Source organism: Kitasatospora sp. NPDC096140 (assembly GCF_040303045.1).
In the GTDB taxonomy this organism is placed as follows: Bacteria; Actinomycetota; Actinomycetes; order Streptomycetales; family Streptomycetaceae; genus Kitasatospora.
Window position 1 is genome coordinate 77,565 of sequence record NZ_JBEOUW010000036.1, and the last position, 20,062, is coordinate 97,626.

Annotated in this window: 18 protein-coding genes and 1 riboswitch; of the genes, 10 read left to right on the forward strand and 8 right to left on the reverse strand. The window is 73.6% G+C overall.

Annotated elements, in window-relative coordinates; genetic code table 11:
- Positions 1 to 182 precede the first annotated feature (182 nt).
- Positions 183 to 1,166, reverse strand: coding sequence for a peptidoglycan DD-metalloendopeptidase family protein (locus ABT048_RS30635; protein ID WP_350524793.1), 984 nt, complete (start codon positions 1,164 to 1,166; stop codon positions 183 to 185).
- A gap of 2 nt (positions 1,167 to 1,168) precedes the next feature.
- A riboswitch (cyclic di-AMP (ydaO/yuaA leader) is annotated at positions 1,169 to 1,349 on the reverse strand.
- A 312-nt stretch (positions 1,350 to 1,661) separates the two neighbouring features.
- On the opposite strand from ABT048_RS30635, the gene ABT048_RS30640 reads away from it, so the two are divergent.
- A complete protein-coding gene (locus tag ABT048_RS30640; protein WP_350524794.1) occupies positions 1,662 to 3,200 on the forward strand; it encodes an MFS transporter in 1,539 nt (512 codons plus the stop codon).
- Positions 3,201 to 3,239: 39 nt separating this feature from the next.
- Here ABT048_RS30640 and purB read toward each other — a convergent pair whose 3' ends face one another.
- On the reverse strand, positions 3,240 to 4,679 hold the full coding sequence (gene purB / locus ABT048_RS30645; protein ID WP_350524795.1) for an adenylosuccinate lyase: 1,440 nt from the start codon (positions 4,677 to 4,679) through the stop codon (positions 3,240 to 3,242).
- A 109-nt stretch (positions 4,680 to 4,788) separates the two neighbouring features.
- Here purB and ABT048_RS30650 point away from each other — a divergent pair, with 109 nt between their 5' ends.
- Positions 4,789 to 6,930, forward strand: a complete 2,142-nt coding sequence (locus ABT048_RS30650; protein ID WP_350524796.1) for a HelD family protein — start codon at positions 4,789 to 4,791, stop codon at positions 6,928 to 6,930.
- Positions 6,931 to 7,011: 81 nt separating this feature from the next.
- Here the strand turns inward: ABT048_RS30650 and ABT048_RS30655 are convergent, their stop codons facing one another.
- The 3 genes from ABT048_RS30655 to ABT048_RS30665 form a co-directional block, all read right to left on the reverse strand.
- Entirely contained in the window at positions 7,012 to 7,467 is a 456-nt protein-coding gene (locus tag ABT048_RS30655) for a MarR family winged helix-turn-helix transcriptional regulator (RefSeq protein ID WP_350524797.1), read from the reverse strand.
- 158 nt (positions 7,468 to 7,625) lie between these two features.
- Positions 7,626 to 8,042: a DUF3037 domain-containing protein gene (locus ABT048_RS30660; RefSeq protein ID WP_350524798.1), complete on the reverse strand. Its 417-nt coding sequence runs from the start codon at positions 8,040 to 8,042 to the stop codon at positions 7,626 to 7,628.
- Positions 8,039 to 8,794: a HipA family kinase gene (locus ABT048_RS30665; protein ID WP_350524799.1), complete on the reverse strand. Its 756-nt coding sequence runs from the start codon at positions 8,792 to 8,794 to the stop codon at positions 8,039 to 8,041. The genes ABT048_RS30660 and ABT048_RS30665 overlap by 4 nt, the downstream gene beginning before the upstream one ends.
- Before the next feature lie 167 nt (positions 8,795 to 8,961).
- Between ABT048_RS30665 and ABT048_RS30670 the strand changes: the two genes are divergently transcribed.
- Positions 8,962 to 10,320, forward strand: a complete 1,359-nt coding sequence (locus tag ABT048_RS30670) for an NAD(P)/FAD-dependent oxidoreductase (RefSeq protein WP_350524800.1) — start codon at positions 8,962 to 8,964, stop codon at positions 10,318 to 10,320.
- A gap of 122 nt (positions 10,321 to 10,442) precedes the next feature.
- Here the strand turns inward: ABT048_RS30670 and ABT048_RS30675 are convergent, their stop codons facing one another.
- Positions 10,443 to 11,645 (reverse strand): GDSL-type esterase/lipase family protein, encoded by a 1,203-nt coding sequence (locus ABT048_RS30675; RefSeq protein WP_350524801.1) that lies wholly within the window; start codon positions 11,643 to 11,645, stop codon positions 10,443 to 10,445.
- Positions 11,646 to 11,939: 294 nt separating this feature from the next.
- Complete coding sequence (locus ABT048_RS30680; protein WP_350524802.1) at positions 11,940 to 13,277, reverse strand: aminotransferase class I/II-fold pyridoxal phosphate-dependent enzyme; 1,338 nt, start codon at positions 13,275 to 13,277, stop codon at positions 11,940 to 11,942.
- A 34-nt stretch (positions 13,278 to 13,311) separates the two neighbouring features.
- Here ABT048_RS30680 and ABT048_RS30685 point away from each other — a divergent pair, with 34 nt between their 5' ends.
- The 7 genes from ABT048_RS30685 to ABT048_RS30715 all read left to right on the forward strand — a co-directional run bounded on the left by ABT048_RS30685 (position 13,312) and on the right by ABT048_RS30715 (position 19,045).
- Positions 13,312 to 13,983, forward strand: coding sequence for a pyridoxamine 5'-phosphate oxidase family protein (locus ABT048_RS30685; protein ID WP_350524803.1), 672 nt, complete (start codon positions 13,312 to 13,314; stop codon positions 13,981 to 13,983).
- A 13-nt stretch (positions 13,984 to 13,996) separates the two neighbouring features.
- Entirely contained in the window at positions 13,997 to 14,716 is a 720-nt protein-coding gene (locus ABT048_RS30690) for an FMN-binding negative transcriptional regulator (RefSeq protein WP_350524804.1), read from the forward strand.
- A 118-nt stretch (positions 14,717 to 14,834) separates the two neighbouring features.
- The gene (locus ABT048_RS30695) at positions 14,835 to 16,247 is read left to right on the forward strand and encodes a sugar porter family MFS transporter (RefSeq protein WP_350524805.1); all 1,413 of its coding nucleotides are present in this window, start codon (positions 14,835 to 14,837) and stop codon (positions 16,245 to 16,247) included.
- Positions 16,248 to 16,304: 57 nt separating this feature from the next.
- The gene (locus ABT048_RS30700; RefSeq protein WP_350524806.1) at positions 16,305 to 17,006 is read left to right on the forward strand and encodes a dienelactone hydrolase family protein; all 702 of its coding nucleotides are present in this window, start codon (positions 16,305 to 16,307) and stop codon (positions 17,004 to 17,006) included.
- Positions 17,007 to 17,146: 140 nt separating this feature from the next.
- A complete protein-coding gene (locus tag ABT048_RS30705; RefSeq protein WP_350524807.1) occupies positions 17,147 to 18,415 on the forward strand; it encodes an MFS transporter in 1,269 nt (422 codons plus the stop codon).
- Positions 18,416 to 18,514: 99 nt separating this feature from the next.
- Positions 18,515 to 18,769 carry an HAD domain-containing protein gene (locus ABT048_RS30710; protein ID WP_350524808.1) on the forward strand — a complete coding sequence of 85 codons (255 nt, stop codon included), beginning with the start codon at positions 18,515 to 18,517 and terminating at the stop codon, positions 18,767 to 18,769.
- A 33-nt stretch (positions 18,770 to 18,802) separates the two neighbouring features.
- Complete coding sequence (locus tag ABT048_RS30715; protein ID WP_350524809.1) at positions 18,803 to 19,045, forward strand: hypothetical protein; 243 nt, start codon at positions 18,803 to 18,805, stop codon at positions 19,043 to 19,045.
- Here ABT048_RS30715 and ABT048_RS30720 read toward each other — a convergent pair.
- Complete coding sequence (locus ABT048_RS30720; protein ID WP_350524810.1) at positions 19,023 to 19,811, reverse strand: CPBP family intramembrane glutamic endopeptidase; 789 nt, start codon at positions 19,809 to 19,811, stop codon at positions 19,023 to 19,025. The two genes, ABT048_RS30715 and ABT048_RS30720, sit on opposite strands and share 23 nt — an antisense overlap.
- Positions 19,812 to 20,062: the final 251 nt, after the last annotated feature.

The following is a 20,062-nucleotide window of genomic DNA, read 5'->3' on the forward strand; positions in this document are numbered from 1 at the left end:
GAAATGGCAGCGGCCGGCCCGGCTCGCGAGGGAGGTGTGTCCCGCGAGCCGGGCCGGCCTGGGCGTGTCCCGCGCCCATGTCCACTGTGCGGCGATCACCCGGTCGAGCGGTCACCCGACATGACCATCCCGGAGGATCGATTCGCTCCGCAGCAGCGGTGGTTCCTGAAACCCCGGAAGGGTCAGAGCGCGACGCCGTGCGCGCGCAGGTAGGTGACCGGGTTGATGTCCGAGCCGTACTCCGGGGTGGTGCGGATCTCGAAGTGCAGGTGCGGGCCGGTCACGTTGCCGGTGGCGCCGGAGAGGCCGAGCTGCTGGCCGACGGTGACGGTCTGACCGATCTTCACGCCGATCGACGAGAGGTGCGCGTACTGCGCGTACTTGCCGTCGGCGAGCTTGATCTCGACCTCGTTGCCGTAGGCGCCGCCGTTGCCGGCCTTGACCACGACACCGTTGGCGACGGCGCGCAGCGGGGTACCGGTGGAGCAGACGAAGTCCTGGCCGGTGTGGTGGCCGGAGGCCCACATCGAGCCGGCGACACCGTAGGCCTCGCCCAGGACCGGGTTGGCCAGCGGCGCGACGTAGCCGGCGGTGGCGGCGACCGGAGCGGCGGTCACGGCCGGGGCCGGAGCGGCGGTCTGAACCTGGGTCTGCACCGGGGCGGCCGGCTTCGCGGCCTCGGTCTTGGCCTGGACCTTGACCTGCGGCTTGGCCGGCGTGGCGGGCTTGGCCGGAGCGGCCGGCTTCGCCGGGGCGGCGTCGGCGGACGGCGCGGCGGCGTGGCCGGCGATGGTGAGCTGCTGGCCCGGGAAGATCAGGTTCGGGTTGGCGCCGACGACCGAGCGGTTCTGCTCGTACAGCGCGTGCCAGCCGCCCTCGACGTTCTTGACGTCGGCGATCTTGGACAGGGTGTCACCGCTGACGACGCGGTAGCTCTCGTGCGCGGCGGCCGGAGCGGCCTGCGCGGCCGGCTTGGCGTCGGCGGCGGGGGCGACAGCAGCGGCAGCGGCGGGGGCGGCCTGCGCGACCGGGGCGGCCGGGGCGGTGTGGGCCTGGGCGCTGATCGCGGTCACGAGCGGGAGGGCGAAGGAGGCGCCGGTGACGGCGGTGGCGATGCCGATGCGGGCGGCGCGGGGCAGGGCGATACGACGAGCCTGAGCAGGCATGGAAGTTTCCTCTCCGACGCCTGCGAGGTGAGCTGTCGGGTTCGGGCTGGAGTTGCCCGGCCGCATGCGCGGCTTCACCCCAAGCCGGCCCTGGACGCCCGCGCCCTGAGGCGCGAACTCCGGTCCGGCGACTTACCTGTGGGTCCCCCGCTCCTGCCGTACAGAGTTCAGTTCGAACCACCCGGGCAGCGGCAGGACTCGGCGTTCCACCCGGTGGATCCGTCCGGGCTGGCCGGGCGGTCGCTGAACTAAAACCCATCCGTTCGGGTGAAGCAATGTCGATCTCTTGAATCCGCAACGACCCCCGGGGATCCGGTCACCCTCCGAATGATCCGCGGCACCGTGTGTACACAATCCATTCACCCCGTGCCACTGATCCACGACCCTGCGCCGACGACGACGGCGCTGCGCAGTCGTCCGCTCACGCACCGACAGCCTCCAACACACCCACCGGTGAGCCTTGTCACGTACGCCCCACAGGGCCAGGATCGGGCCGTGGCCACCTCCGAAGCAGGCCCCCTGCGCCTGGGCACCGCGCAGGGTCGCTGGGTACTCCTGGCAACGGTGCTCGGATCCAGCATGGCGATGCTCGACGGCACCGTGGTGAACGTCGCCCTGCCCCGCATCGGCGCCGACCTGGGCGCCTCCCTGGCGTCCCTGCAATGGACGCTGAACGCCTATCTGCTCACCCTGGCGGGCCTGATCCTGCTCGGCGGCGCGCTCGGCGACCGGTACGGCAGACGCCGGGTCTTCCTGATCGGCGTGGTCTGGTTCGCCGTCGCCTCCGCGGCCTGCGCCGCCGCGCCGAACATCCAGGTGCTGATCGCCGCCCGCGCCGTCCAGGGCATCGGCGGGGCCCTGCTCACGCCCGGCTCGCTCGCCATGCTCCAGGCCGTCTTCCACCCTGACGACCGCTCGGCGGCGGTCGGCCTGTGGTCCGGCCTCGGCGGGGTGTCGGCCGCGGTCGGCCCCTTCCTCGGCGGCTGGCTGGTGGACGGCCCCGGCTGGCGCTGGATCTTCCTGCTGAACCTGCCGCTCGCGGCCGCCGTCATCGCGGTCACCACCCGGTCCGTACCGGAGAGCCGGGACGAGAGCGCCACCGGCCGCTTCGACGTGCTGGGCGCGGTGCTCGCCGCGCTCGCGCTCGGCGCGATCACCTACGCGCTGACCGCGGCCGGCGAGGGCGTGTCCCCCGCGGTCTGGGTCAGCGGCGTGATCGGCGTGGTGCTCGGCGTCGCCTTCGTCACCGTCGAGCGCCGCGCGCCCGAACCGATGCTGCCGCTCGGCCTCTTCTCCTCCCGGCTGTTCACCGCCGTGAACCTGGTGACCCTCTGCGTGTACGCGGCCTTCAGCGGCGTGTTCTTCCTGCTGGTGGTGCAGCTGCAGATCGTCGCCGGGTTCTCACCGCTGGTCTCGGGCTTCGCGCTGGTGCCGATCACCATCCTGATGCTGCTGCTGTCGGCGCGCGCCGGCCGGCTCGGCAAGCGGATCGGCCCGCGGATCCCGCTCACCGTCGGCCCCCTGATCTGCGCCGCCGGGGTGCTGCTGATGCTCCGCATCGGCTCCGACTCGTCGTACTGGACGGACGTGCTGCCCGCCGTCACGGTGATGGGCTGCGGGATGACCCTGCTGGTGGCGCCGCTGACGGCGACGGTGCTGGCCGCCGTCGAGGTCCGGCACGCGGGCATCGCCAGCGGGGTCAACAACGCCGCCGCCCGCGCGGCCGGCCTGCTCGCGGTGGCCGCCCTGCCGGCCCTGGCCGGGCTGAGCGGCAACGCCTACCAGGTGCCCTCCGAGGTCGACTCCGCCTTCCACACGGCGATGCTGATCTGCGCGGGCCTGCTGGCCTCCGGCGGGCTGATCGCCTTCGCCACCATCCGGGGCAACGTGCTGGCGCCCGAGGAGAAGCCGGTCGCCGAGCCGAACTGCGACTGGCCCTGCGGCACCACCACCCCGCCCTTCGACCCGGGCCACGTCCACACGCGCGAGGGCCCCGCCACCGGTCCGGCGGCGGGGCCCACGCCCGAGAGCTGACGCGACGTCACCTCACCGGGACGTCACGGGACATCGACCTCAGAGGATGTCACCCGGCGCGTACTTGGCGGCCTCCGGGTAGGCGGCCGCGACGGCCTCCACCAGGCGGACCACCTCGGCGACCTGGGCGCCGGCCGCACCGGTGAAGGAGAGCTTGTCGGCCAGCAGCGCGTCCAGCGCGGCCCGGTCCAGCGGGATCCGCTCGTCTGCGGCCAGGCGGTCCAGCAGCTCGTTCTCCCGGGCGCCCGCGCGCATCGCCAGTGCCGAGGCGACGGCGTGCTCCTTGATGACCTCGTGCCCGGTCTCCCGGCCGACGCCGGCGCGCACCGCGCCCATCAGCACCTTGGTGGTGGCGAGGAACGGCAGGTAGCGGTCCAGCTCGGTCTCGATCACGGCGGGGAAGGCGCCGAACTCGTCGAGAACGGTCAGGAAGGTCTCCAGCAGGCCGTCGAAGGCGAAGAAGGCGTCCGGCAGCGCGACCCGGCGCACCACCGAGCAGGAGACGTCGCCCTCGTTCCACTGGTCGCCGGCCAGCTCGCCGGTCATCGAGGCGTAGCCGCGCAGGATGACGGCCAGGCCGTTGACGCGCTCGCAGGAGCGGGTGTTCATCTTGTGCGGCATCGCCGAGGAGCCGACCTGGCCCTCCTTGAAGCCCTCCGTGACGAGCTCGTGGCCGGCCATCAGGCGGATGGTCTTGGCCAGGCTGGACGGCGCGGCGGACAGCTGGACGAGGGCGGTGAGCACCTCGAAGTCCAGCGAGCGCGGGTAGACCTGGCCGACGCTGGTCAGCACGTTGTCGAAGCCGAGGTGCCCGGCGACCCGGCGCTCCAGCTCGGCGAGCTTCTCGGTGTCCCCGCCGAGCAGGTCCAGCATGTCCTGGGCGGTGCCGACCGGGCCCTTGATCCCGCGCAGCGGGTAGCGGGCGATCAGCTCCTCCAGACGGCGGAAGGCGACCAGCAGCTCGTCGGTGATCGACGCGAAACGCTTGCCCAGGGTGGTGGCCTGCGCGGCCACGTTGTGCGAGCGACCGGCCATGACCAGCTCGGAGTGCTGGGCGGCCAGCTTGGCCAGGCGGACCAGCACGGCCACCGTGCGGTCGCGCACGTGCTCCAGCGACTGGCGGATCTGCAGCTGCTCGACGTTCTCGGTCAGATCCCGCGAGGTCATGCCCTTGTGGATCTGCTCGTGGCCGGCGAGCTCGCTGAACTCCTCGATCCGGGCCTTCACGTCGTGGCGGGTGATCCGCTCACGGGCGGCGATCGAGCCGAGGTCGACCTGGTCGATCACCCGCTCGTAGTCGGCGACGGCGTTCGCCGGCACCTCGACACCGAGGTCCTGCTGGGCCTTCAGGACGGCCAGCCACAGGTGGCGCTCAAGGACCACCTTGTGCTCGGGGGACCACAGCTGGGCCAGGGTCGCCGAGGCGTACCGGGAGGCCAGGACATTGGGGATCTGGGGCTTCGCGCTCACGCTTCGCAAGAGTAACAGCCGAGGTCACGCCGGACGTCGGCGGATGGGGTAGGCTGGGTCAATTGAGCACCCTTCAGGTGACGCACAAAAACCTTCTCGCCGCAAGGATACCACATCGATGAACGGACTTCCACCGGCCGCCCGAGACTCCAGCGGTGTCCTCGCCGAGGCCCTGCGCACCGAACAGCACCGCCTCACCCGGCTCTACGACCGGCTGGACACCGTCCGCGAACGCGCCCGCCGCACCGTCGCCGGGGCCCACGACGCAGCCGCACCCGGCGGCACCCACCAGGCCCGGTTGGAGCGCGAGGTCCGCGCCCGCGAGGCCACCCGCCACGCCGCCCGGCTCGACGCCGTCGAACGCGGGCTCTGCTTCGGCCGCCTCGACGAGCGCGACGGCACCGTCCGCTACATCGGCCGCACCGGCCTGACCGACGACGCGTACGAACCGCTGCTGCTCGACTGGCGCACCCCGGCCGCCCGCCCGTTCTACACCGCGACCCCCGCCGACCCCGGCACCGTCGTCCGCCGCCGCCACCTGCACACCCGCGGCCGCACCCTCACCGGTCTGGACGACGAGGCGCTCGACCTCGCCGGGCTCGACGACTCCGGCCGCCGCGCCCTGGTCGGCGAGGCCGCTCTGCTCGCCGCCCTCGACCGGGAACGCACCGGCCGGATGGGCAGCGCCGTCGCCACCATCCAGGCCGAGCAGGACCGGGTGATCCGCTCCCCGCTGCGCGGCGCCCTGGTCGTGCAGGGCGGCCCCGGCACCGGCAAGACCCTCGCCGCCCTGCACCGCGCCGCCTACCTGCTGTTCACCCACCGCGCCGCGCTGGAGCGCCGCGGCGTCCTGCTGATCGGCCCCAACCCCGGGTTCCTGCGGTACATCGACGAGGTGCTGCCCGCCCTCGGCGAGACCGAGGTGGTGCTGCGCACCGTCGGCGAGCTCTACCCCGGTGTCACCGCCGCCGGCACCGACGCCCCCGCCACGGCGGTCGCCAAGGGCGGCCCCTGGATGGCCGGGGTCCTCCGCCGCGCCCTCGCGGCGCACCAGTCGGCGCCCGCCGAGGGCCTCGACCTCGGTGAGGGACTGACCGTCTCCGCCCGGGCCTGCGCCCAGGCCCGGGACGCCGCCCGCGGCCTGCGCGTGCCGCACAACCGGGCCCGCGCCTTCTACCTGCGCACCCTGCTCGACGCCCTCGCCATCGCCCAGGCGCTCTCCCTCGGCCGCCCGTACGACGCGGAGGAGGCCCACTACGCCCCGCGCGAGCTGTGGGCCCGGGCGGACGTCCGCGCCGCCCTCGACCCGCTCTGGCCCCTGCTCACCCCCCAAGGGCTGGTCGAACGACTGCTCACCGACGGCGAGTTGCTCACCGAAGCGGCCCCCGAGCACGCCGCCGCCCTGCTCCGCCCGCCCGGCTGCCCCTGGACCGCCGAGGACGTCCCGCTGCTGGACGAGGCCGCCGAACTCCTCGGCGAGGAGCGGCCGTCCGCGACCACCGACCGGCAGACGGACAACGATGCCGACGAACTCTCCTTCGCCCAAGGCGTGTTGACCATCACCGGGCAGACCGACGACGTCCTGATGGACTCCGCCGCCCTGGCCGAACGCTTCCGGGACGACGGCCCCCAGCGCTCGACCGCCGAACGCGCGGCCGACGACCGCACCTGGGCGTACGGCCACGTCGTCGTCGACGAGGCGCAGGAGCTGTCCGCGATGGCCTGGCGCGCCGTCCTGCGCCGCGTCCCGGCCGGCTCGCTCACCATCGTCGGCGACCTCGCCCAGACCGGCTCCCCGGCGGGTGCCCGCAGTTGGGCCGAGATGCTCGACCCGCACCTGCCCGGCCGCTGGCGCGAGGAACGCCTGACCGTCAACTACCGTACGCCGGAGCCGATCATGGCGCTCGCCGCAGCCGTCCTGCGCACCGTGGCGCCCGACCGGCAGCCGCCCGAGTCCATCCGCCCCGGCACCGAGCGCCCGCACGTGGTCCCCGTCCCGGACGCCGACTTCGCCACCGCGCTCGCCCGGCTCCCCGGAACGCCGGGCACTCTGGGCGTGATCGCCCCGGACGACCTGGCCGCGGAGCTGGGCGCGGTGACCGTCGCGGCCGCCAAGGGGCTGGAGTTCGACGCGGTCGTCGTGGTCGAGCCGGCCGCCCTCCGCCCGCGCGACCGCTACGTCGCCCTCACCCGGGCCACCCGCACGCTCACCCTGCTCCACCACCGGCCCCTGCCGCCGGAACTCGCGGCACTGCTCTGACGACGGCGGGTGCGCCCGGCGCCGGCGGCACGGGCGGCGCCGGCGGCACGGGCGGCGCCGGCGGCACGGGCGGCGCGGGACCTACTGCGCGCCGCCCGTCCGGCCGGCCAGCACCGGCAGGACCTGCGAGCAGATCGAGTGCAGGGCGATCCGCTGCTCGTCGGTCATCTCCTGGAAGGCCTGGTGGGTGCGGGCCATCTCGCCGCGGATACGGGCCAGGATCTCCCGGCCCTCGTCCGTGATCACCACGATCTTCACCCGGCGGTCACCGGCCGCCGCCGCCCGGTTGGCCAGGCCCAGCGACTCCAGCCGGTCCACGATCCCGGTGACGTTCGACGCGTCGCAGCCCAGCCGCCCGGCCAGCGCGCGCATCGGCACCGGCTCCTGCACCGCGCCCAGCGCCTTGGCCTGCGAGGAGGAGAGCCCGTGCCGGGCCGCGGCCGCCGCGAAGTCCTGGAAGTAGGCGGCACCGACGGCGGCCAACACCTCCATCAGCTCGGCGTTGGTCGGTACGGTCGTCGTCGCTGTCGAACCCATGGGGTCAGGGTACGACCAGGTGCTTCAGCAACTCAAGCTTTGACCAGGGCAACCGTCCGCGAGCCTGCTCACGCCGCCGCCCGTCGGCCCCCGATCCTGCCCGTCGGGCAGGCCGGCCCCGTCCACCGGGCAGGCGGGCAGGCGCGCAGCAGCGCCGCTCAGAGCACCAGCTGGTCGAACAGCCGCCGCAGCTCCGCGTCCGGGTTCGCGGTCAGCCCCGTGTGCACCGGCCCCGGCTGGACGATCGCACTGCGCGGCGCGGTCAGCCAGCGGAACCGCTGCCCCGGGCTGTCCCCCGCCGCCGGACCGGCCTGCGGCCCGCCCAGGCAGACCGCCTCGATCCCGTGCAGCGCCCGCCGCACGCCCTGCACGTCCGCGACCGGGTCCAGCGCCAGCAGCCGCGCCTGGTCCAGGTGGGTGCGCGCGGCCAGGTGCGAACTCTGCCGGCAGTACAGCAGCACCCCCACGTTCACGCACTCGCCCCGCTCCACCCGCGGCACCGCGCGGATCACGGCGTACTCGTAGTCGTGCAGCTCGACGATGGCCGGCAGCGCGGACGTCGACGACCCGGTCATGCGGGCACCTCCGGGAGCCAGTCACGCGGACCGGCCAGTCGCTCGGTCAGCTGGGCACGGTACGCGGCGCGCACCTCGTCGGGCGAGTCGAAGCCGAACTCGTCCGTCAGCCAGATCTCGGGGATCTCCGCGACGGCCGCCTCGATCGCCGCCTCCGCAAGCGGGGCGAGCGCCTTGTCCGCCGCCTCCACGTCCGGCCCGGCGCCCAGCAGCGCATGGTCGGACGCGTCGTACGGGCGGCGCACCCAGGCGGCGGCGCCGGGCCAGTTGTGGTGGAAGATCAGGCTCGCACCGTGGTCGATCAGCCGCAGCCCGCCGGTCGCCACCAGCAGGTTGGGGTTGCGCCAGGACCGGTCCACATTGCCGATCAGCGCGTCGAACCAGAGCACCTGGCCCGCGAGTTCCGGATCCACCTCGAAGCAGAGCGGATCGAAGTTGAGCGCACCGCTGACGAAGGCCATCCCGAGGTTGGTCCCGCCGCTGGCCCGCATCTGGTCCTGGATCTGGTGGTCCGGCTCACTGCGTGCGAGCACCGGGTCCAGGTCGACGGTCACCAGCTCCGGCACCGGCAGCCCCAGCCGCCGCCCCAGCTCCCCGGCCAGCACCTCCGCGACCAGCGCCTTGCGCCCCTGCGCCGCACCGACCCATTTCAGCGCGTAGAGCCGCCGATCATTGGCCTCGACCAGGCCCGGCATCGAGCCGCCTTCTCGCAGTGGCGTCACGTACCGGATCGCCGTCACCTCGGGTAGCACGCCTCCCACCCTATCGGTGCCACCACCCGCACACCCGCCGCCCCCAGCTGCACGGACGGCCCCTCCCACCCCGTCTCCCCCATCCACCCCACCCCAGTGGCAGCCCCCGCTGCTCCGTGCGAGTGTGGCGGACAGTAACGGGGACCTTCACGGCAAAGGGATGAGCGATGGAACGACCTCGGATCCTGATCGTGGGCGGTGGCTTCGCCGGCCTGGAGTGCGCCCGCCGTCTCGAACACAAGCTGTCACCGTCGGAGGCCGAGATCTCGCTGGTCACGCCGTTCAGCTACCAGCTCTACCTCCCCCTCCTCCCCCATGTCGCCGCCGGCGTCCTCACCCCGCAGTCCGTGGCCGTCTCCCTGCGCCGTTCGCTGCGCCGCACCCACATCGTCCCCGGCGGCGCCATCGGCGTGGACCCGGCTTCCAAGGTGTGCGTCGTCCGCAAGATCACCGACGAGGTGATCGCGCAGCGGTACGACATCCTGGTGCTCGCCCCGGGCAGCGTCACCCGCACCTTCGACATCCCCGGCCTGACCGACTACGCCCGCGGCATGAAGACGCTCGCCGAGGCGGCCTACGTCCGCGACCACGTGATCGCCCAACTCGACCTCGCCTCGACGTCGCTGGACCAGCGGGAGCGCGAGTCCCGGCTGCAGTTCGTGGTCGTCGGCGGCGGCTACGCGGGCACCGAGACGGCCGCCTGCCTGCAGCGTCTCACCACCGCGGCCTCGCACCGCTACCCGCGGCTGGACGCCCGGCAGATCAAGTGGCACCTGATCGACATCGCCCCGAAGCTGATGCCCGAGCTCGGCGACCCGCTCGGCGAGGCCGCCCTGGAGGTGCTGCGGGCGCGCGGCATCGAGGTGTCACTGGGTGTGTCGGTGGCCGAGGTCGGCGCCGAGTCGGTCAAGTTCACCGACGGACGGGTGCTCCCCTGCCGGACGCTGATCTGGACCGCCGGCGTGGCCGCGAGCCCGCTGATCGGCACCCTGGACGCCGAGACCGTCCGCGGACGGCTGGCGGTGACGGCGGAGATGCGGGTGCCGCAGTTCGAGGGCGTGTTCGCGCTCGGCGACGCCGCCGCCGTTCCCGACCTCGCGAAGGGCGACGGCGCGGTCTGCCCGCCGACCGCCCAGCACTCCGCCCGCCAGGGCCGCGTGGTGGCGAACAACGTGATCGCCTCGCTCCGCAACCAGCCCCTGGAGCCTTACTACCACAAGGACTTGGGCCTGGTGGTGGACCTCGGCGGCAAGGACGCGGTCTCCAAGCCCCTCGGGGTGGAGCTGCGCGGCGTACCGGCCCAACTGGTGGCGCGCGGTTACCACTTGATGGCGATGCGCACCAATGTGGCCAAGTTCCGGGTGGGTGCCAACTGGCTGCTCAACGCGACCGCCGGGGACGACTTCGTCCGCACCGGATTCCTGGCCCGCCAGCCTGCCCGGCTGCGCGACTTCGAGTACACCGACGCCTATCTGACGAAGGATCAGGTGCGCGCCCACGCCCAGTCCTTGCTCGCCAAGGGCTGAGCGAGCCGACGCCGGTGCCCCCGCGGTCAGGTCCGCGGGGGCACCGGAGCGGTGCGGTCGGTCGGCACGCGGTCGGCGTGCGGTCAGCGCGTTGTCGGCGTGCTGCGGTCGGCGTGCTGCGGTCAGCGCGCGGTCAGGTACATCCCGCTCGCGTCCTGCCCGGCCGTGTTGTGGCACGAGTAGTCACCGCTCGGACGGCCCCACAGCAGCGTCAGGCAGCGCCCGACCGCCTGCTGGCCGTAGTAGTTGGGGTGCATCGACTCCTGCAGCGCGCCCTGCGTGGAGTTGAGCCCGCCGTCCAGGAAGCGCGCCCACTCGCTGGTGGTCGCGGACGGGCCGGAGCTCGCGGTCGGCTGCTTGGTGGCCGTCGAGCAGACCTCGCGGCCCTGCAGCATGTCCGACAGGTCCAGGAACTGCGCGCCCTTGGACGCGGCGACGCCCGCCAGCGCCTGGGAGATCTGCGGCACCATCGAGTCGCGGGCCCAGTCGGCGTCCCCGTCCCAGAACGGGCAGCCACCGGTGTTGGAGCGGGTCCATCCGCTCTCCGGGTACCGCATCTCGGTGCTGCGCGGGATCGGCGACGGGTAGGACTGCAGCACCAGCCGGTAGTCCGACTGCGCGTAGCCCGCGCCGGCCATCACGGCGCGGATCTCGTCGATCGCCTTGCCGACGCCGGCCATCGCGGTGGGCATCTTGTCGTCGATCTGGGACTGCGCGGAGTCGTGGCAGTACGAGTACCAGATCAGGTAGTCCTGGACGCAGCTGGAGATGACGTCCGCGAAGCCCAGGTCGTTGCCGCCGATCGACAGGGTGATCAGCTTGACGTTGTTCTGCCGTGCCACGGTGGCGAGTTGGTCGGCCTGCGGGGCCTCGCCCTTGTACGACTGGCCGCCGTTGGAGGCGCGGAAGACGTTGTCGGTGACGGCGCCGGAACAGGCCAGGTTGATCTCGTTCTGGGCGCCGGTCGAGGCGCTGAGCACCTCGGCGACGTCGGAACGGTCGCAGCCGCTGGACGCCGTGGCGCCGTAGACCCGCGAGGGGTCGTACGAACTGCCGGTCCAGGCACGGTCGGAGCCGTTGCGGCTGCCGCTGGTGCCGGCGGAGTTGCCCTTCCAGCGACCGGCCTCGCCGGAGATGTAGCTGTCGCCGAGCGTGACGCTGGCGGTGGGCCCGGAGGGCACGGCGGTCAGGGCGGACGGGGCGGCGTAGGCCGGTGCGGCGACGGCCAGGCCTGCGACGGCGAGCGGGAGGGCGAGGGCTGCGGTGAGCAGCCGTCGGCCGAGTCGAGGCGTGCTGCGGGTGATGCTCGAACGGATTTCGGGCACTGCGGAACTCCTGCGGCTCGGTCTCCCCGTGGCATGGGGAACGGGAAGACGCGTAAGTGAGGGTGGGCCGCCGGCCGGTGGCGCGATGAAGATGACATGCCCTCTCCCGTTACCGCTAGGTATCTGCAGCAGGTTTCCGCTTTTGTTACCGGCGGGTTCAGACCAGACCGGCAACGACGCCCGGATGCCGCCCGCGATTCACACCCGCCACACCCACCCCGCCCGTCCCACGAACCGCCCCTCCGACGACCCCCCCGACGACCCCTCCGACCGCCCTCCGCACCACGCCGACGGTCACACCAGCCGCGAGCCGCCCCCGCCCGTCCCCAGCACCGCCGCCAGGTCCTCCGCCAGACCCCTGGCCTGCGCCGCTTCCAGCCGGGCCGTCGTGAAGCGCAGCCCGGGCGGCGACTGGATCCGGTACCGCGCGCCGGGCGCCGCGACCCATCCGCGCTGCACCAGCGCCGCCAGCGCCGAGGTCTCGTCCGGCACCGGCACCCAGACGTTCAGCCCGCTCTGCCCGTGCGCCTCGATCCCGCGCGCCGCCAGTTCGTCCAGCAGTGCGTCCCGCCGGGCCCGGTAGGTGGCGGCCACGTGCGCGACCGGCGCGGCGTCGGTGCGCCACAGTTCGGCCACGGTGCGCTGCAGCAGGTGGCTGACCCAGCCGGCGCCCAGCCGCAGCCGCCCGACGACCCGTCCGATCGTCTCCGCGTCGCCGACCGCCACCGACACCCGCAGGTCCGGCCCGTACGCCTTGGCCGCCGAGCGGACCACCGCCCAGTGCCGCGAGCCGGCGCCGGCCAGCGGGTGGTACGGCTGGTCGACCATGCCGTGCCCGTGGTCGTCCTCGATCAGCAGCACTCCGGGGTGCTCGGCCAGGACGGCCCTCAGCTCCTCGGCCCGGCGGGCGGTGAGCGCCGCGCCGGTCGGGTTCTGCGCCCGGCTGGTGACCACCACCGCCCGGGCGCCCTCGGCCAGCGCCGCCGCGAGCGCGTCGGGCAGCGGACCTTCGTCGTCCAGCCGGACGGGCAGGTGCTTCAGGCCCATCGCGGGCAGCAGGTCGAACAGGCTCCCCCAGCCCGGGTCCTCGACGGCCACTGCGTCGCCGGGGCGCAGCCGGGCGCCGAGGATGCGCTCGATGGTGTCGAGCGAGCCGGAGGCGACGGCGATCGGGCCGCCGGGCAGGCCGTCGGCCTCGAAGGAGGCGCGGGCGAGCGCGAGCAGCTGCGGGTCGGCGGCCGGGTGTCCGTACAGGACCGGTTCGGCGCGCGCGGCCTCGGCGGCGGCCGCGAGGGCGGGGCCGAGGTCGGGCAGCAGCGCCGGGTCGGGGTTACCGGTGGACAGGTCCCGCGCGTGCGGCGGGACGGGGATGCGGATCTGGTCCCGCGGGGTGAGGGCGGGCCTGGGGAGGATCCGGCTGCCCTTGCGGCCGGCCGTCTCGATCACGCCGCGGTCGCGCAGCAGCCGGTAGGCGGCGGCGACGGTGTTGGGGTTGACGCCCAGTTCGGCGGCGAGGTCGCGCAGCGGGGGCAGCGCGGTTCCGGGGGCGAGCAGCCCGCTGCTCACGCCCTGCTCGATGTGCGCCGCGATTTCGCTGGCGCGTCGCCCTTTCAGCGGATAGTCTCCTAGCACAAACCAAATTATGCACTAGTACATAGAGGTTGTCATGTCAGACAGCACGGAAGGCTCGCCGACCTACTCCCGCACCCCCAGGACCACCCCCACCCGCTACAAGGACCGGGCCACCTGGGAGCAGGAGGCGATCCACGCCATCCTCGACAGCGCCTACATCTGCCACCTCGGCTTCGTCGCCGACGGCGCGCCCGTGGTCCTGCCGACGATCTACGCCCGGGTCGGCAGCCGACTCTACGTCCACGGCTCGACCGGCAGCCGTCCGATGCGCGGCGCCTCCGGCGAGCAGGGCATGCCGGTCTGCGTCACCGTCACCCAGGTGGACGCGCTGGTGCTGACCAAGTCCGCGTTCAACCACTCGGTGAACTTCCGCTCGGTCGTCGCCCACGGCACCGCCCACCAGGTCACCGACCCCGAGGAGCTGGACGTCGCGCTGGCCGCCCTGGTCGACCACGCGATCCCCGGCCGTTCCGCCGAGGTCCGCCCGGCCAACGCGAAGGAGCTCGCCGCGACCGCCGTCCTGCGGCTGGAGCTGGACGAGGTCTCGGCCAAGACCCGCGACGACGACGCCGGCGACGACCCGGCGGACGTCGACCTCCCGTACTGGTCCGGCCTGATACCGGTCACCACCGTGCACGGCACGCCCGTTCCGCACGACGACCGCACCATCCCGCTCCCCGCGCACCTGCGCGGCTACCCCCGCTGACGAGGAACACCCGATGCTGATCAGGTCCTGGGACCGCGGCGACGAGGACGAGTGGCGCGCCTGGCTGGCCGAGGGCCGCGACTTCGGCCTGCTCGCCGCCAACGGCGGCCCGGGCGAGGGCCCGGTGCTCGTCCCGACACACTTCCTGCTGGACGCCGAACGCGGCGAGATCCTGCTCCACCTCGCCGCGCCCAACCCGCTGCTCGCCGCCGTCCGGGCCGACCCGCAGGTCACCCTCGCGGTCACCGACGGCTACGCCTTCGCCCCGGGCCACTGGCGCGGCGCCCCCGGCACACCGACCAGCTACTACGCCTCGGTGCACTTCCACTGCACCGCCGAGGTCGTGGAGTCCGCCGCCGGCAAGGCGGAGATCCTCAACCGCCAGCTGGCGCACTTCCAGCCCGAGACGCCGGAGGTCCGGGTGGTGCCCGGCGACGGCGAGCTGGCCCGGCAACTGCCCGGGCTGCGCGGGCTCCGGCTGACCGTGAACGAGGTGCGGGCCAAGTTCAAGTACGACGACAAGAAGCCCGCCGAGACGCAGCACGCGATGGCCGACCGGCTCGCCGAGCGGGCGGACGGCGGCGGGCGCGGGCGCGACCAGTACGCCGCCGCCCGCATCCAGCTGCTCCGCCGTCACCAGCGGCGCACCACCGCTCCGCGCGGCGTCGGCCCGCGCACCGCCGCAGCGCGCACCATCGCACCGTGCACCACCGTGCCGGGCAACGACGGCTGACTGCGCGTCACCCGTTCGGCCCCGCAACACGGGCGGCGCGGCCCCGGCGCTGCTGCAATGTGACACGAGCCCTGCCCACTCCGCGTCAGAGCAGGCCCGTCCACCCCGGGGAGCGCGCGTGTCCACAGCCAACGGCCAACGGGCGGCCGGCGAGGCCCATCTCGGCCACGTGGTGTTCATCTCGGCGGCCGCCGCCATGGGCGGCTTCCTGTTCGGCTACGACAGCGCAGTGATCAACGGTGCGGTGACGGGCATCCAGAAGCACTTCGCAGTGGGCCACGGCACCACCGCCTTCGTGGTGGCGATCGCGCTGCTGGGCTCGGCGGCCGGTGCGGTGATCGCCGGCCGGCTCGCCGACCACATGGGCCGGGTGCGCACGATGCTGCTGGCCGCCGTGCTGTTCGCGGCCAGCGGCATCGGCTCGATGTTCCCGCCGAACATCGAGGTGCTCGCCATGTGGCGCGTGATCGGCGGCGTCGCGATCGGCATCGCCTCCGTGATCGCGCCCACCTACATCGCCGAGGTCGCTCCCACCGCCTACCGAGGCCGGCTCGCCTCCTTCCAGCAGATGGCGATCGTGCTCGGCATCACCGTCTCGCAGCTCGCCAACTGGGCGCTCAACCAGGCCGCCGGCGGCGAGTCCACCAACCACCTCGGCGGCATCCAGGCCTGGCAGTGGATGCTCGGCGTCGAGACCATCCCGGCCCTGGTCTACGGGCTGATGGCGCTGGCCATCCCGGAGTCGCCGCGCTTCCTGATCGCCGACCACCGCGAGGAGCAGGCCCGCAAGGTGCTGGTCGAGGTCGAGGGCGAGGGCGTCGACCTCGACTTCCGGGTGACCGAGATCCGCGCGGTGCTGGAGTCCGCCCACAAGCCGCGGCTCAAGGACCTGCTCGGTGGCCGCTTCGGCCTGCTGCCGATCGTCTGGGTCGGCATCGGCGCCTCGGTGTTCCAGCAGTTCGTCGGCATCAACGTGATCTTCTACTACTCCTCCCTGCTCTGGCAGTCGGTCGGCATCAACGAGGCCAACTCGCTCCTGATCAGCCTCTCCACCTCGATCGTCAACGTGATCGGCACGGTGGTCGCGATGGTGCTGGTGGACCGGATCGGCCGCAAACCGCTCGCGCTGGCCGGCTCGGTCGGCATGGCCGCCTCGCTCGGCACCGCCGCCTGGGCGTTCTCCTACCGACACGGCACCGGCGACAGCGCCACGCTGGACAACACCCACGCCGTCGTCGCCCTGGTCGCGGCGCACGTCTTCGTGTTCTGCTTCGCCTTCTCCTGGGGCGTCGTGGTCTGGGTCCTGCTCGGCGAGATGTTCCCGAACCGGATCCGCGCGCTCGCCCTGTCCGTCGCCGCCTCGGCCCAGTGGATCGCCAACTGGGCGATCACCGTCAGCTTCCCGGACCTCGCCGACTGGAACCTCTCGGCGACGTACGTCATCTACGCGTTCTTCGCACTGCTCTCCATCCCGTTCGTGGCCTTCTGCATCAAGGAGACCAAGGGCCGCGCCCTGGAGGAGATGGGCTGACCCGTCCCGCCCCACCGAATCCCAGCCGCACGCGGCCCGACCCAGCGAGAGGAAGCCATGTCCGACCAGGGCGGCTCCCGGCAGAACGTCACCTTCCCGAGCAACGGCCGCACGGCGCACGGGTACCTGGCCCGCCCTCCGCTGGGCGCCGGGCCGGGCCTGGTGGTGGTGCAGGAGTGGTGGGGGCTCACCTCGCACGTCGCCAGCATGGCCGACCGCTTCGCCGCCGAGGGGTTCACCGTCCTCGCCCCCGACCTCTTCGGCGGCGCGACCACCCACGACAGCGCCGAGGCGGCCCGGCTCAAGCGCGAACTCCCGGTCGAGCGGGCCGTCGAGGACCTCTCCGGAGCGGTCGACCACCTGCTCTCGCTGGACGGCGTGGTCGGCGACGCCGTCGGGGTGGTCGGGTTCTGCATGGGCGGCGGCTTCGCCCTGCTGCTGGCAGCCCGGGCCGGTGACCGGGTGGCCGCCGCGGTGCCCTTCTACGGCCTCCCGCCCGACCCGGACTTCGACTACCGCGGCCTGACCGCCCACGTCCTCGGCCACTTCGGCGAGTCGGACCGCTCGATCCCGATGGCCGCCGTGGACGAGGCCGCGATCCGGATCGGCGAGGCCACCGACATCCGCCCCGAGATCCACTTCTACCCGGCCGGGCACGCCTTCATGAACGACGAGAACCCGCTCGGCACCTACGACCCCCTCCAGTCCCGGATCGCCTGGGGCCGCACGGTCACCTTCCTCCAGGGTCACCTCGGCTGATCCCGCCCCACCCTCGCCCCCGACGATCCCCCGGCCCGCGCCCCGGCCGATCCCCCGACTCCCGCCCCGGCCGACCGGGCCGTCCCGGCAGGTGCAAAAACCCGATGGACACCTGTCCGAAGTCCGGCGATAGTCGCCAGGTGCCGACCCGACCGCCACGCCCCCGCCGCTTCGCCTGGGCGAGCCGCGACTTCCGCATCCAGACCGCCGCCACCGTGATCAGCGGCCTGGGCAATGCCGGCGCCCCCATCGCCACCGCCTTCGCCGTCCTCGGCAACGGCGGCACGACCACCGAGGTCGGCTACGTCACGGCCGCCCGCCTGCTGCCGACCGTGCTGCTCCTGGTGCTCGGCGGCGCCCTCGCCGACCGCATGCCGCGACACCGGATCATGGTCGCCGCCAACGTCTTCAGCGGTGCCTCCCAGGCCGTGCTGGCCGCGCTGGTCCTGGTGGGAGACGCGCAACTCTGGCAGCTCCTGCTGCTGTCCGCGGCCGGCGGCGCCGGCTACGCGCTCTACTCCCCCGCCTCCGGCGGCATGATCATGCAGGCCGTCCCCCAGGAGCACGCGGCCCGCGCCTTCTCGGTCTTCCGGATGGGCCAGAGCGCCGCCCAGATCGGCGGCGCCGCCCTCGGCGGAGCCCTCACCGCCGCCCTCGGCCCGGGCTGGGTGCTCGCCCTGGACGCCCTCTGCTTCCTGATCGCCGCCGTGCTGCGCTTCTTCCTGGAGCCGGAGCAGGCCCCCGCCCCCGCGGGCAGCAGCATGCTGCGCGACCTGCGGGAGGGCTGGCGGGAGTTCGTCTCCCGCCGCTGGCTCTGGGTGGTCGTCCTGCAGTTCTCCGTCCTGGTCGCCTGCATCGGCGCGGTCGAGTCGGTCTACGGGCCCGCCATCGCCAAGGAGCGGCTCGGCGGCGCGGGCGCCTGGGGCCTGGCGATGTCCGCCTACGGCGTCGGCCTGGTCGCCACCGGCCTGCTGATGGCACGCTGGCGGCCGCGGCGGATCCTGCTGGTCGGCAACTGGGGGGTGTTCCTGTTCGGCGTACCCGCGCTGGCCCTCGCCGCCGCCGCGCCGCTGCCCCTGCTGGTCGCCGCCATGTTCCTCTCCGGCGTCGGCGTCACCGTCTTCGGCGTCAACTGGATGGTCGCGCTCCGGCAGGAGATCCCGGAGGAGATGTTCTCCCGGGTCTCCGCGTACGACGAGCTCGGCTCCTACTCGCTGGCCCCGGTCGGCACCGCACTGGCCGGCCCGGCCGCCGTGGTGCTCGGCCTGAGCGGCGCGCTCTGGACCTGCGCCGTCGTCTGCCTGGTCCTCAGCGCGGCGGTCCTGCTGGAGCCGCAGGTGCGCCGGCTGACCCGCCGGGGCACCACCGACGCACCGGTGCCCGTCGCGGAGCCCGTACCCGCGTCCTGAGCGCCCCGTGCGCCGTGCGTGCGCCCACCCGGTCGCAACCGGTGGGACGGACGGGTCGTCCGAGCGGGTAGGAGACACGACCGCCCTGGGGGGCCACCGGTGCCGAAGCCACTGCTGTTCCTGGACGTCGACGGTGTCCTGAACCCGGTCTGCCCGCATCCGGACGCCGGGTTCGACACCCACGCCCTGTTCGGCCACGCCGTGCTGCTGTCCACCCGGCACGGCGAGTGGCTGCGCGAACTCGCCGGCACGTACGAGCTGGTCTGGGCCACCACCTGGGAGGACCACGCCAACACCCACATCGCCCCGGTGATCGGGCTCGACTCGCTCCCGGTGGTCCGCTTCAGCGGCTAGGTCCCGCAGCCCGGCGACCCGCGCGTCCCGCTGATGGAGCTGTTCTCCGCCGCCAAGTGGGCCCCGCTGCTGCGCTACGCCGGGAGCCGCCCGTTCGCCTGGGTGGACGACGTCATCCCGTCCCGGCTGGTCCGCCGGTCCCGCTGGCGCCGCGGGCGCCTGCTGCTGCCGATCGACCCCGGCCAGGGCCTGGAACGCCGGCACGTCGACCGGCTGCTCGCCCGCCCCCCGCGCGGCCGGGCGAGCAGGGCGCTCAGGGGGTCGGCAGCCAGCTGACGTGCCCGGCGAGCAGCGCGTACCCGACGAAGGCCACGGTGTCGATCAGCGCGTGCGCCACCACCAGCGGCATCACCCGCCCCCAGCGCCGGTACAGCAGGCAGAACACCGCCCCCATCACCATGTTGCCGACCAGCCCGCCGACCCCCTGGTACAGGTGGTACGAGCCGCGCAGCACCGAACTCGCCACCACCGCCGCCGGCCAGGACCAGCCCAGCTGCCCCAACCGGCGCAGCAGGTAGCCGAGGACGACGACCTCCTCCAGGATGGCGTTCTGCCAGGCCGACAGCACCAGCACCGGCACCCGCCACCAGACGTCCGGCAGCCCCGAGGGCGCCACCGTCAGGTTGTACCCGGCCGCCTGCGAGGCCAGGTACAACGCCAGCCCCGAACCGCCGATCGCCGCGGCGACGGCCGCGCCCCGGCCGAGGTCGCGCAGCTTCTGCCCGAGGTCGAAGCCCAGCACCCGCAGCGTGACACCCTCGCGCACCAGCAGGTACCCGACCAGCACCACCGGCATCAGGCCGCGCCCGATGTAGTACAGCTGCCACACCAGGTCCAGCCAGGGCCGGCCGGGCGCCCGCGACCCGTTCAGCGTGGCGACCTGCTGGCCGAGCTTGATCGGTTCGGTGAGCGAGCCGGCGAAACTGATCAGCGCGCTGATCCCGCTGGCCCCGAGCGAGAGGCCGAGGACGATCAGCAGCTCCGCCCCGAACAGGCGGCGGGTGGGCTGCTCGGTCTCCGACGCGGTCGGGCGGGTGGTCACGGGCGCTCCAGCGGACGGGCGGTCGCTCCGGCCGTCGGCCGACCGCCGGAGCGATCATCCTGACACAGCGGCCCGGTCGGCCGACCGGCCAGGTGCGCCTCCGTCACCGGGTGCGCCTGCATCACCGGGCGCTCTCCGGCGGCACGGTGCGCTCCGGCTAGCCCCGGACTTCGCACATGGGGAGTTAGGTCTCCAGCCAGCGGGGTCGGGTTTCGTCGATGCCGAGGAGTTCGAGCAGGTGTGCTTGGACT